13 protein-coding genes are annotated in these 12,307 nt (G+C 62.3%); 3 read left to right on the top strand and 10 right to left on the bottom strand.

The features are described from left to right. Both E4021_RS04480 and E4021_RS04475 read right to left on the bottom strand, forming a co-directional pair. Nucleotides 1-795 (bottom strand): hypothetical protein, encoded by a 795-nt coding sequence (locus tag E4021_RS04480; protein ID WP_136456742.1) that lies wholly within the window; start codon nucleotides 793-795, stop codon nucleotides 1-3. A 7-nt stretch (nucleotides 796-802) separates the two neighbouring features. Then, a complete protein-coding gene (locus tag E4021_RS04475; RefSeq protein ID WP_136456740.1) occupies nucleotides 803-2,107 on the bottom strand; it encodes an LVIVD repeat-containing protein in 1,305 nt (434 codons plus the stop codon). Nucleotides 2,108-2,262: 155 nt separating this feature from the next. Here E4021_RS04475 and E4021_RS04470 point away from each other — a divergent pair, with 155 nt between their 5' ends. Beyond that, the gene (locus tag E4021_RS04470) at nucleotides 2,263-3,141 is read left to right on the top strand and encodes a UbiA-like polyprenyltransferase (RefSeq protein WP_136456738.1); all 879 of its coding nucleotides are present in this window, start codon (nucleotides 2,263-2,265) and stop codon (nucleotides 3,139-3,141) included. Nucleotides 3,142-3,153: 12 nt separating this feature from the next. Here the strand turns inward: E4021_RS04470 and pheS are convergent, their stop codons facing one another. Further along, on the bottom strand, nucleotides 3,154-4,206 hold the full coding sequence (pheS, locus tag E4021_RS04465) for a phenylalanine--tRNA ligase subunit alpha (RefSeq protein ID WP_136456736.1): 1,053 nt from the start codon (nucleotides 4,204-4,206) through the stop codon (nucleotides 3,154-3,156). 65 nt (nucleotides 4,207-4,271) lie between these two features. On the opposite strand from pheS, the gene E4021_RS04460 reads away from it, so the two are divergent. Beyond that, entirely contained in the window at nucleotides 4,272-5,498 is a 1,227-nt protein-coding gene (locus tag E4021_RS04460; protein ID WP_136456734.1) for an O-antigen ligase family protein, read from the top strand. Here E4021_RS04460 and E4021_RS04455 read toward each other — a convergent pair. The 6 genes from E4021_RS04455 to E4021_RS04430 all read right to left on the bottom strand — a co-directional run bounded on the left by E4021_RS04455 (nucleotide 5,471) and on the right by E4021_RS04430 (nucleotide 10,187). Next, nucleotides 5,471-6,271, bottom strand: coding sequence for an SDR family oxidoreductase (locus E4021_RS04455; protein ID WP_136456732.1), 801 nt, complete (start codon nucleotides 6,269-6,271; stop codon nucleotides 5,471-5,473). The two genes, E4021_RS04460 and E4021_RS04455, sit on opposite strands and share 28 nt — an antisense overlap. Before the next feature lie 127 nt (nucleotides 6,272-6,398). After that, nucleotides 6,399-7,028, bottom strand: a complete 630-nt coding sequence (locus E4021_RS04450) for a hypothetical protein (RefSeq protein ID WP_136456730.1) — start codon at nucleotides 7,026-7,028, stop codon at nucleotides 6,399-6,401. A 56-nt stretch (nucleotides 7,029-7,084) separates the two neighbouring features. Continuing rightward, entirely contained in the window at nucleotides 7,085-7,555 is a 471-nt protein-coding gene (locus E4021_RS04445; RefSeq protein WP_136456728.1) for a gliding motility lipoprotein GldH, read from the bottom strand. After that, nucleotides 7,552-8,715: a molecular chaperone DnaJ gene (gene dnaJ, locus E4021_RS04440; RefSeq protein ID WP_136456726.1), complete on the bottom strand. Its 1,164-nt coding sequence runs from the start codon at nucleotides 8,713-8,715 to the stop codon at nucleotides 7,552-7,554. Before dnaJ ends, E4021_RS04445 begins: the two co-directional genes overlap by 4 nt. Before the next feature lie 41 nt (nucleotides 8,716-8,756). Continuing rightward, nucleotides 8,757-9,338: a nucleotide exchange factor GrpE gene (locus tag E4021_RS04435; protein WP_136456724.1), complete on the bottom strand. Its 582-nt coding sequence runs from the start codon at nucleotides 9,336-9,338 to the stop codon at nucleotides 8,757-8,759. A 144-nt stretch (nucleotides 9,339-9,482) separates the two neighbouring features. Beyond that, nucleotides 9,483-10,187, bottom strand: coding sequence for an NUDIX hydrolase (locus E4021_RS04430; protein ID WP_136456722.1), 705 nt, complete (start codon nucleotides 10,185-10,187; stop codon nucleotides 9,483-9,485). 244 nt (nucleotides 10,188-10,431) lie between these two features. Here E4021_RS04430 and murQ point away from each other — a divergent pair, with 244 nt between their 5' ends. Continuing rightward, nucleotides 10,432-11,229 carry an N-acetylmuramic acid 6-phosphate etherase gene (murQ, locus tag E4021_RS04425; RefSeq protein WP_136456720.1) on the top strand — a complete coding sequence of 266 codons (798 nt, stop codon included), beginning with the start codon at nucleotides 10,432-10,434 and terminating at the stop codon, nucleotides 11,227-11,229. Here the strand turns inward: murQ and E4021_RS04420 are convergent. Then, nucleotides 11,185-12,306, bottom strand: coding sequence for an alpha/beta hydrolase (locus tag E4021_RS04420; RefSeq protein ID WP_136456718.1), 1,122 nt, complete (start codon nucleotides 12,304-12,306; stop codon nucleotides 11,185-11,187). The genes murQ and E4021_RS04420 overlap by 45 nt on opposite strands. Nucleotide 12,307 lies beyond the last annotated feature (1 nt).

Genomic DNA, 12,307 nt, shown 5'->3' with positions numbered 1-12,307 from the left:
CTAGAATCTGGTGGCAATGCCAAGCGTAAGTCGGCGGTAGGTTACCTCCCGGTAGAAGGCGGGCCGATACCCGTCCGTGCCCCGGAAGGAAACGTGCGAAAAGCGGTAACCGACATCCATCACCACGGCACCCCAGGAGCCGGAAGGGGGCAAGAGCAGTAGCCCGATAGCCGGATGGACTACCGCACCCGGCGTACGGGATTCAATCTTCAGGCCCCGGCCCCCCACGGGGAGGGCCACCCCGCCGCTGAACCGGAAAAGGGGGCGCAACCGGCCGCCCCCCAGTTGGTATTCAACCAGGCCCGTCAGGGAGGCCAGGCGTTCGCTGCGGTCCGCATCCATCAGTTCCATCGCCCCGCCCAGGCCGGCCGCGAGTGCCTTCCATTGGCGTAGGTAGTGGTAGTCGATGCCGATGCCGAGGGTAGAGACGGAATAAAAGTCCTCCCCTATGTTATCGGTGAATCCAGCTGAGGTCCGCACCTGGTGGCGCCACTCCCGCCGGGGCAGGTCAGCGGCCCCTGTATGGGGTGAAAGAGCAGTAGACGCGAAGCGCCCGGACCGTCCTCCCATCTCCACGCGCTTGATCCGGTCGCTGCTGAAGGTGTACGTCTGTCCGTCGGCGGTGACCAGCGAGACTGCATCGCCGTATCGGTACGCGGTCAATTTTCCTTTCAGCCGCTGACCGTCGGTCAGTACGATCCGGTCCGGCGCCGACCGGCTGGCTACCGCACCTTGCTGAGCGGGCAGCTGGTGGAGCAGCAGAAAGGCGGACACGAAAAGCAGCAGGTGGTTCATGCGGTGATCAATTGCAGATGGACAGGTCGCCGGCGTGGACGGGCCGTCCCTCCGCGTCGTAATCATACTGCCGGATCCCGGCTTGTTCCCATCCCAGTACGATAAGTTCCTGTTTGGCTGGCAGGACGATGACGTCCTTGGCGGGAAAGTCGGGGGCGTGGTGCACTTCGGCCCCGAGGCGGCCGTCGTCCGTCAGGTCAAACACCTTGAGTCCTTCCGGACCGGAGCACAGAAATAGGTGGTTGCCGTCCACGCCGAGGCCGTGGCTGTTGCTCATGGGGATTTCCTGCAGGGACCTGGGGTCGCGCGGGTCACTCACGTCGATGACCATCAGCTGGTCGCCCCGGCTGCCACAGTCGGCCCCGCCCCACATGGTCACGTAGGCAATGTCGTTTTGTACCACCACGGGGTCGCAGCTCAGGACGTGCTCGAATGTGGCGAAGTATTCAGGGTCCAGGGGGTTGCTAACCCCGTAGATGTGCATGCCGTTGTTCGCCCCCATGAAGAGCATATCCTTGTAGGGGAAGATCGTCTCCACGCCCCAGGGCATTTGCGTGATGCCCATGAACTCCGGCTCTTTAGGATCGGCGAGCGAGAAGGTGCGCAGGCTGTTTTCGTCCACGGCATAAAGGGTACCCTGGTTGATGGTGAAGCGGGCCAGACTACCCCCGATGCCTACCTGTTCGGAGGTGCCGCCCGAGGCGTTGGCGGCACCGGACGTGTTTATGGCAAAATCGAATGTCTGCCGGTTCGTGGTATATATGAAGCCATCCTCCAGAAACCAGCTGCGTCCGTAGTAGGGAGAATTACAGTCGACGGTGATCGTCTCCGGCCCCTCCGTGTAGGCGATGGTGACCTCGCCCGTGCCGTGCAGGTTGGCGGCGAAGTCGGTATAGGGATCAAAAACGTCGCGCGTTCGGCTCAGAAAGCGGGGCTCCCGCGGATCAGACAGGTCGAAAGCCAGCAGGTCGATGTACTGGTTGACGTAGAGCACGTTGTTGCGTACCGCCAGGCCCACCCCGCCGGGGATGTTGAGGAACTTCACGGGCCGGGGATCGGCATTGTCGCTATTGTCGATGATGTGCAGGCCGGCATTGCGATCCAGGACGAAAAGGATGTTGCCGTACACGTAGAAGGCCGAAGGATCACATACCGACTGCGGTGTGGTAGCGGTAAAATCGTCCTGCCGCCACTCGGCCGCGGTCAGCACCACGGGGTGGTAGGCCGTGTAGGTGACGACGTCGGTGCATTCGTCCTCCAGACAGCCGGTCAGGAAAAATGCACAGAGTAGGGGGAACAGTAAATGTTTCATGACGGGAGCTTCAGTACCGGGCAAGACGGGCCGGGCGGCGGCGAACGTTGGCGGCGGCTCAATAAAATTACCGATTGCCGCCCGTATGCCCCGTCGGGCGCCGCATCAACCTTTCCGCGCGGTCCGCTTTTACTACCCAAGCACAAGTCACCGATATGTCCACCCTGCGCCGGGTCAACGATTATCTCTCCCTCGTCAAGTTCTCGCATACGATCTTTGCGTTGCCCTTTGCGCTGTTGGGATTTTTCCTTGCCACCCTTGACGATGGGGTGCTCGACTTCTACAAGTTGGGGCTCGTTCTCCTGGCCATGGTATTCGCGCGGTCGGCCGCCATGGGCTTCAACCGTTACCTCGACCGCGACATCGACGGCCGCAACGCCCGCACGGCGGTGCGGGAGATCCCTGCCGGCACGATCTCGGCCCGCGCCGCCCTCGTCTTCGTGCTCGTGAACTGCCTGCTGTTCGTCATCGTCGCCGGCCTGCTGAATCCGCTCTGCCTGGCCCTCTCACCGATCGCCCTGCTGGTGATCCTGGGGTACAGCTACACGAAACGCTTCACTTATTTCTGCCACTTCGTTTTGGGACTCGGTCTGGCCCTCGCCCCGATCGGCGCGTACCTCGCCGTGACCGCACAGTGGGCCCTGCTCCCGACCCTTTACGGCGCCACCGTGCTGCTCTGGGTGACGGGATTCGATATCGTGTACGCGCTGCAGGATGAGCAGTTTGACCGCAGGGAGCGACTGTATTCCATTCCCGTACGGCTGGGCACGAATGGCGCGTTACTGCTGGGGCGTACCCTCCACGTATTGTGCGCGCTGGTGGTCATTCTCACCGTATACCTGCAGCAACTCCGGTACCCCGAAGTGGGTGTCCTCACCTGGGTAGCCGGCGGCATCTTCCTCTCGCTGCTCGCTTACCAGCATACCGTAGTCCGCGCGGAAGACCTCTCCCGCATCAATCTTGCCTTCTTTACCACCAATGGCGTAGCCAGTCTGATCTTCGGTTCGGTGTCGATCCTGGACATGTACGTCTAGCCGCCCCCCCGTCTAGATGACGTTGGCGAATTGCCGCAGGAAGCGGGCGTCGTTCTCAAACATCAGTCGGATATCGGTAATGTTGTAGAGCAGCATGGCCTGCCGCTCGATGCCCATGCCGAAGGCGTAACCCATGTACTTCTCGGAGTCGATGCCGCAGTTGTCTAGTACGGCCGGGTCAACCATGCCGCAGCCCAGGATCTCGAGCCAGCCGGTGCCCTTGGTGATGCGGTGGTCGTGCTCGGTTTCCAGTCCCCACCAGATGTCCATCTCCGCGCTGGGCTCCGTGAAGGGAAAGTAGCTGGGCCGCAACCGGATGCGGGTGTCTTCGCCGTACATCTCGCGGGCGAAATGGAGCAGGGTGGCCTTCATGTCCGCGAAGCTGACGCGCTCGGCGATGTAGAGGCCTTCTACCTGATGGAACTGGGCGTGACTGCGCGCGCTGATGGTCTCGTTGCGGTACACGCGTCCGGGGGCGATGATGCGGATCGGCGGCTGCTGCTGTTGCATGGTGCGGGCCTGGACCGAACTGGTGTGCGTGCGCAGCAGCATGGCCGAGTTGTTGGGGCCGGCCGGCATGCCTTCCGCGACGTAGAAAGTGTCCTGCATATCGCGGGCCGGGTGGTCTTCGGGCGTATTCATGGCCGTGAAGTTGTGCCAGTCGTCTTCCACTTCCGGTCCTTCGGCGACCGCGAAACCGATCCGCTCGAAGATGGATACGATGCGACGCATGGTCAGGGCGATCGGGTGCCGGCTGCCCAGGGGCAGGGGCTCGGCGGGTGCGGTCAGGTCAAGGTCCGCGGCGGCCGACTGCGCCTCAGCCTTGCCGGCCTCGGCCTTCAGGGCATCGTAACGCTCCTGGGCCACGGTCTTGGCGCGGTTCACGAGCTGACCGAAGTCGCGCTTGCGATCGTTGGGCAGACTACGCATCTCGCCCATCAGGGGCTTGAGGATGTTTTTGCTGCCGAGAAAGCGGATGCGGAAGGCCTCCACCTCTTCGGGCGTCCGGGCGGTGGCGGCCTCTATTTCGGCGATCAGTTGCGCTACGCGTTCGAATACGTCCATGGTGCTGCTGCGGTTTGGCGGGCGAAGATAGGCACGAAGGATGGACCCGGACTATCTTACGGCCCATGGTGTCGATGCAGCAGAGTGCCTGGCGTGAAGGACTGGTAGCCGCCGGACTGGCCGGTACGCTGGTGGGGCTGGTGTTCGCACCGGCGCTCCTGTCGATCTCCCTCATCGTGGTCGTAGCCGCATCTATTATTCTTTCCCCCGACGGTCCGCTTGGATTTATCCCTCGGGCCCTTTCCAGTTCGCTCTGCTGGGGCCTGGCGGGCCTGTACCTGTTGCTGTTGGCCGGGGCCCCGCAGACGGAAGAGTGGGGGTACTACCTGGAGCGGCTGCGCATCAAGATTCCGTTACTGTTGCTTCCCCTGGCGTGGGCTGCACTTCCTTTTGGTACCCATTGGGCGGCGCGCGCGGGTGCCGTAAAGGTCAATCTGGCGTGGGTCGGCTTCGTCGCGGTCGTCGCAGCCAGCGTATTGATCAACTATGCCCTGCACTTCCCAGAATTTAATGAGCTAATCCGACAGGGACAGCCCCTGCCCGTGCCGCGGGACAATCACATCCGGTTCAGCCTGCTCGTTGCGCTGGCCTCGGTGGTGGGGGCGGACGGCTATTTGCGTTACCGGAGCCGGTGGCTGCTGATGCTGGGGCTTTTTTGTTTCCTGACCCTTCACTTGCTGGCCGTACGTACGGGGCTGGCTACGGCCTACGCCGGATGGGCGGTGGTGATGGGCGGCTGGGCCTTGCGGTCGGGCCGCTACGGATATCTGGCCGCGGGACTGTTGGGCCTGCTGGCGCTGCCGGTGCTGGCTTACCTCACGGTGCCGAGTTTCCAGACTAAGATGAACTATATGCGCTACGAACTGCTGCACCGGGACGTGCGTCAGGATACGGCCCAGTACTCAGACCAGGGGCGGCTCACCAGCATTCGTCTGGGACTGGAAGTCTGGCGCGAACACCCGGTGCTCGGGGTGGGGCAGGGCAACCTGCAGCGGGTCATGAACGAACGCTACGCCGCCCGGTATCCCGGAGTGGAACCCAAGCGTCCCCACAACCAGTTCGTCACCGCGCTGGCCGGCAGCGGGGTGGTCGGCTTCGTGATCACCGTCGGATGTTTTTTCCTGATCGGCTACGCCGACGGCCGGTGGCGCGACCCCCGGTACGCGGCCATCTGGGTAATGCTTACTCTTAGTTGCCTGGTCGAGAACACGTTGGAAACCTCGGTGGGAGTGACCCTATTCACGGTCTTCCTGCTGGCCTTTGCCTACCCCCCGAAGCGGAAGCCGGGGTAGAGCATCATGCCCCCGTCGATGTAAATGGTAGAACCGGTAATGTAGTCGCTGGCGTCGCTGGCCAGGAAGATGCAGAGGTTGGCCACGTCTTCGGCTTCCCCGATGCGACCGTAGGGGATCAACTTGAGCAGGTCATTCATGGCCGCTTCGGTGTTCCAGGCCGCCTGGTTGATGTCGGTGCGGATGGCCCCCGGTGAGATGCTGTTGATGCGGATCTTTTCGCCGGCCAGTTCCTGGGCCATGCTTTCCATCATCATCTTGACGCCGCCCTTGGCCGCGGCGTAATTAACGTGGCCGGCCCAGGCGATCTCGTCGTGTACGCTACTCATGCAGATGATCTTTCCGGCGGCACTGGAATGATCGTGGACGCCCTGCTTGCGGAAAATCCGGGCGGCCTCGCGGCAGCAGAGGAACTGTCCGGTCAGGTCGACGCTGATCACCTTGTTCCACTGCTCGAGGGTCATTTCGGTGAAGGCTGCGTCGGCCTGCAGGCCGGCATTGGCGACCAGCAGGTCCAGGTGGCCGTAGGCCTCGTGGCAGGCCGCGAATAACCGCGCCACGTCTTCCTCCTTGGATACGTCGGCCTGCACAATGATGGCCCGTCCACCTTCCGCCTCAATTTCGCGCAGGGTGTCGTGGGCCTCTTCGTCGCTGCTGTGGTAGTTGACGACCACGTTCATGCCCTCGCGTGCCAGGCTGACGGCGCAGGCTCGGCCCAGGCCGGTACTCGATCCGGTGACGATGGCGGTTTGTCCTTTAAGGTCGATCTTCATAGCGTTCTTTTGCGGAGGAACGCCTGCCCCCTACGGGGGTTCGTTATGAAGTCGGCTGGTATGTAGGGCCTGGGTACTCTGCCACCGTGGTCGGTGGTCGGCACTCGCGCGCCGCCGCCCCGTACGACTACCTGGGGGTAGGAAGGGCACCGCGGCTGTCCCGGCTACCCAGGTACTCAAAGCTGCGGAAAAATTTGTCCGATGCCTCGCCCAGCCCGCGCCCAGTGAGGGCAAAGGTTTTCAGTTCGTAGTACCGCTCGCCGATCACGAAGGCCAGGGTGCGGGCGCTGGCTTCCCCGTCCTTATAGTCGATCCGCCAGAGGCGCCCGGGGCTACCCGAGACCTCACGGGGGGTGGTGTAGATGACCTCGCCGCGCAGGGCTTCGGCGGCCGACTCCTGAGTAGAGAGCAGCAGTTCCTCCACGAGTTCCGTACTGTCCGCGTGAAAGGTGCCGTCCGGGTAGTCGACGTAGCTGAGCACGTAAATAAGGTTCTCGGCCCGCTGCAGGTCGGGCACCTTGAAGAAGTAGGTATGGAACACCTGCTCGCCCACGGCGGTCAGCAGCGTATCGGCCTTATGTTCCAGGGGCCCCGGGGTCTGGATGCGGTAGCGACCTTCCAGGTCGTCCACTTCGGTCCAGCGGGTATCGTCCTCGTAGCTTTTGACGGGTTCCGCGTCGGGGGCGGCCATAGGGGTTTGCCCGTAGCCGGCGGCCGAGACGGCGCAAAGCAGAAAAAGAATCAGGTAGTGACGCATGTGATTACAGACACCGCCGGAGGCGTGGGGGTTGTAGCGACCAGGCGGATGAGCACTCAATCCTCTTGGCGCACGAGACGGAAGCCGATGCCGGTGACCGCCGCGAGTGGATCCTCGCGGGAGAACTGGGCTACGACCAGTCGGTGCTCACCGGGTTGGATAAAACGGGTGCCTTCCTGCAACGAGATGTCGATGGTGCACTCCTCGGCGCCGCAGTCTCCGTACCATTTGCCGTAATTGTCGGCCAGCTGCAGCGAAAGCGGCTGGTTAAGTACGGTGCCGTCGGGCAGGTGGGTAGTGAGGCGGGTATAGAAATTCTGGTAGGGGAAGTCGGTCCCGTGGGTGACCGTCAGTACCATGTCGTAGCGCGCGGCGGTGTCGGTCACCGGAAAGACGAAGCTGGCGCTGTCGGCGTAGGCCCAGCCGCCGGGCCCGAGTACCTTTTCTTCCTGGTAGGTAATGTCAGGTCCGCATCCGGTCAGGAGCGCAATAGTAAGAATCAGGATTCCCGTCAGCCTCAGGCTCACGCGAAATACTCCTTCATCCGCTCGAAGAAGCCCTTGTCGCCCTTTTCCAGTTTGGGGTCGAAATTCTCCATGGTGCGCATGCGCTCCAGCAGTTCCGTTTCCTCGCGGGTGAGTTTCTTGGGCGTCCAAAGGTTGACGTGGATCAGTTGATCTCCCCGGCTGTGGCTTTGGAGGGCGGGCAGGCCTTTGCCGCGGAGGCGGAAGATCTTGCCGGACTGGGTGCCGGCGGGTACCTTGATCTTGACGCGACCGGCGATCGTGGGTACTTCCACGGAAGTGCCCAGGGCGGCATCGGCGAAGTTCAGATACAGGTCGTAGATGAGTTTCTGGCCGTCGCGCTGGAGCTCGTCGTGCGGCTTTTCCTGCACATTGATGAGCAGGTCGCCGGGAGGGCCGCCGCGGCGGCCGGCGTTGCCTTTGCCTCGCATACTGAGTTGCATGCCTTCCTCGACGCCGGCGGGGATGTTTACCTCTATGGTGTCTTCGCCGTAGACCCGGCCGTCGCCCTTACAGTTGTTGCAGGTGGCCTTGATCTGAGTACCTGTTCCCGAGCAGGTGGGGCAGGTCGTGGTGGTAGCCATCTGGCCGATGAAGGTGGAGCGCACCTGTCGGACCACGCCGGCCCCGCCGCAGGTACGACAGGTTTCGACGCTCTCGGCGTCCTTGGCACCGCTGCCGTCGCAGACGTCGCAGGCCTTCTGCCGCTTAACCTTGATGCGCTTGGTGACGCCTTCGGCGATCTCCTCCAGGGTCAGGGGCACTTTGATGCGCAGGTTGGAGCCGCGCTCACCGCGCGGCTGGCGCCGCGCGCCGCCGCCGGCCGCACCACCGAAGAAGGAACCGAAGGCCCCGCCGCCGTCGCCGAACATGTCGCCGAACTGCGCCATGATGTCCTCCATGGTCATGCCGCCGGGGCCGCCGCTGAAGCCGCCTTGTCCGTTCACGCCGGCGTGGCCAAAGCGGTCGTACCGCGCGCGCTTGTCGTCGTCGTTCAGTACGTCGTAGGCCTCCGCAGCTTCCTTGAATTTCTCTTCCGCCGCCGCATCGCCGGGGTTGCGATCGGGGTGGTATTTCATGGCCATCTTGCGGTAGGCCTTGCGCAATGTGTCGGAATCGGCGTTCTTGGCTACACCGAGTACCTCGTAATAATCTCTTGCCATATGGCTTTACTTATATTGGTTGGGGAAGGGGCCGGGGGAGGCTACTTGCCCACCACCACCTTTGCGTGGCGGATGATGCGGCCGTTGAGGGTATAGCCGCGTTCGATGGTGTCGACCACCTTTCCTTTCATTTCGGGATGGGGTACTTCTGTAACTGCTTCGAAGAGGTCGGGATTGTACTCCTCACCCGTGCTTTCCATGGGTTTTAGTCCCTGGGAGGCCAGGGCCGACAATAATTTCTTGCGGACCAGCCCGATCCCGTTGTTCCAGATCTCGGCCGTGGCCTCGTCCTGTTCGGCCAATTGGGCGGCGCGGTCGAAGTCGTCGAGCACGGGCAGCAGAGCCTTCATGGTTTTACTGCCGGCGGTGTCCATCATCTCCAGCCGCTCGCGCTGGGTGCGGCGCTTGTAGTTGTCGAACTCGGCATAGAGGCGGAGGTAACGGTCTTCCTTTTCCTGCAAGCGCTGCTGCAGTTCATCCAGGTCTACCTGGTCGGGGCGCTCCTCCTGGAGGTCGCCGTCCGTTTTGAGGTCCTCCTCGACTACCTGCTCCTCGGGGGCGGCGTCGCTGTGGTTCAGCATTTCGTCGTCTACGATCGGCTGATCGTCATTGTTCTTGCTCATCTTCTTGAAAAATTTTAGCACTACGGTAGGCCGCAAAAAAGGGGCCACAATTTTTGGCGGCAATTCTGTCAGGCCATAACGGCAAACTGCGACAAGCCGTCACCTTTTCCCGCCATCCAACTTATCCGTGGGGGTAGTTTCGGGCTATCCGCGCATCTCGAAGTTGAATCCCTGCCGCGTCAGTGCCCGGTACCGGGCTTCATCGAAGCGGTACAGGCGGGCCGGCCGGTGCGATACCCCCTGCTGCATGCGGTCGAGGGGAATGATGAGTTGCATTGACAGGATCTTCTTGCGAAAATTGCGCTTCTCCAGCTCGGTGTCCCAGATGGCCTCGTAGAGGTGCTGCAGTTCGGTGAGGGTGAATTCCGGGGGCAGGAGTTCAAATCCGACCGGCCGGGTGCGCACGCTCTGCTGCAGGTGGGCAATGGCCGTCTCGAGGATGCGGGCGTGGTCGAAGGCCAGCTCGCCGACTTCGTGCAGGCTGTGCCAGGCTACTTCGCGGGAAAGTCCGTCGGCCCGGGGGTAAAAATCAGCGATCTTCACCAGGCTGTAATAGGCCACCGTGATGACCCGCCCGAAGGCGTGACGCGCCGGTGCGCCGAAGGTCCGCAACTGTTCCAGGTAAACGTTCTGGAGACCGGTGGTTTCCCAGAGGACCCGCTGGGCCGCTTCGTCAAGGTCTTCATTCTGCCGGACGAAGTAACCGGGCAGCGCCCAGTAGTTGTCGTAGGGTTCCTCACTGCGGCGAATGAGCAGCACCTTCAACTCCCCCTCGTCAAATCCGAAGATGACGTTGTCGACCGTGAAAGCCGATTTGAAGTACTTATCTAAATGGGAGTCAGGATGCACAAATTCAAAATTTCCGCAAATATACTTCACAAGCCGCCCCGCCGGGCAATCGGTGGCAGGATCGTTTCATCCGTGACCGCCGGCGGTCATTTGCGCGTCCAGGCTTTTCCGCTGGATAGTCACGGCAATGTGGATTGCTTGAGCCCCGCCAGATCTATGTCTTTTCCCGGGATTCTGCTACCTCGTCCCGTACCACACCTTACCTTCAGCCCCGTAATTAGTCCTCTTTGTAAACCTTCCAGCCGTGAAGATCACCGAACAGCCCGGTCCGTACCGCCACCTCGAGAACCGCTCCGCCCGGGAGCTCCTCACCTTCATCAATGAGCAGGACCGCAAGGTGGCCCCGGCCGTGGGCCAGTGCATCCCCGCCCTGACGGCTCTGGTGGAAGCCATCGTGCCGCGCATGGAGCGCGGTGGCCGCCTGTTCTACATCGGAGCCGGCACCAGTGGCCGCCTGGGCGTGCTCGATGCCAGCGAGTGCCCACCCACTTATGGCGTACCGCCGGGTATGGTCATCGGCCTGATCGCCGGTGGCGACCGTGCCCTGCGCGAGTCCATTGAGTCGGCCGAAGACAGCGAGGAACAGGCCTGGAAGGACCTGGCCGAATACACGCCCAACGGTGACGATACCATCGTCGGGATCGCGGCCTCCGGCACGACCCCCTACGTGATCGGTGGGTTGCGGCGCGCGCGGGAAGCCGGCCTCCTCACCGGATGCGTCACCTGCAACCCCGGCGCCCCCGTCACCCAGGTCTGCGACCACCCCATCGTGGCCGTGGTAGGCCCCGAGGTGGTGACCGGCAGTACCCGGATGAAATCCGGTACCGCCCAAAAGCTCATCCTGAACATGATCACGACTTCCGTCATGATCCGGCTCGGGCGGGTAATGGACAACCGTATGGTGGACATGAAACTGAGCAACGCCAAACTCATCGACCGCGGCACGAAGATGATCGTGGAATCGACCGGCCTGTCATACGAAGAAGCCCGCCGGAGGTTACTCGAGGCCGGCAGCGTCCGCAACGTGATCGATCGGAAGTAGGGGCTCCATGCCGAGCACGTCGGTGCAGAATTCAACCATCACGCGCTGGGGGGCCATCCAGTCCTCCGACTTGATGTCGCTGCCGACAAAGTGCGTTTTCGGGGTAGGCAGGGCCACCAGTAGTCGTTTGTTTTCGGGGGTCCCTAATGAATCGTGTACCTCCGGAAAGCGACTCACCTCCACGTGCTCATCCTTCTGCAGGAAGTTCTCCTTGTAATATACCGTGAGGACCGGGCACCCGACGGCCGCGAAGGTGCTGTCGGTCATCGTCGTCTGCACCAGGATCTGCAAATTGACCAGCGCCTCGGAGGGGTAGATGGTGTCGAAATACTGGGCGGCGCGGGGCTCCTTGTGGTCGATCTTTTTATTGCTGCCAAAGGAAGCCAGGCGGGCGAGTTCGTGCCCCCACGGGCTCATCAGCAGGGAGGCTCCCGGCTGGTCGTCCTCCACGTTCGGCGCCATGTTGATCAGGGCAAAGACTTCATCCGGGTAGGTAGCCGCCAGTTTCAGGGCAAGCGTACCCCCGGTGGAGGTGGACATGATGATCACCTTGCGGCCGATTCGCTGCCCGATCGCCAAGGCTTCCCGGGCGTCGGACCAGGCATTCTCCGGGGTGAATTCCTCCAGGGCCGCATCGGGGCGCAGGCCGTGGCCCGACCAACGTGAGAGATAGACATTGGCACCGAAAATGGCCGGTACGTTCACGTTTACCGGGTAGCCGTCGCGGTAACTGCCGGCGAAACCGTGGAGGTAGACGAAAGCGTATTCCGTGACCGCAGGCACGGAGTCCTGCCACACGATCCGCGCCGCGTTATCCGGACGGGTTGGCGCGCGGGCTTCGCTATTCCTGATGTACCGGTCGAGTTCGGGTAAGTCATCGGGCAGGTCGGGGAGATCGGTTGGGTACTCTGGCTGCTCGATGCTGGGACCGAGAAAGTAGCCGAGGGTTACCACGACCAGAAAAGCGCCGAGGCCGTAAAATATTTTGGAGGAGGTGGTCACGCCAGACAAACAGGAAAAACGGGCGGATGTTATGCCGCTGGGTACCGCGGTACGCCGGATTTCGCGACGGTCCATG

The sequence above is a fragment of the Neolewinella litorea genome (assembly GCF_004803465.1).
Lineage (GTDB): Bacteria > Bacteroidota > Bacteroidia > Chitinophagales > Saprospiraceae > Neolewinella > Neolewinella litorea.
Note: the sequence above shows the minus strand (reverse complement) of the source record. Positions and strands in the feature narration are given on the sequence as shown.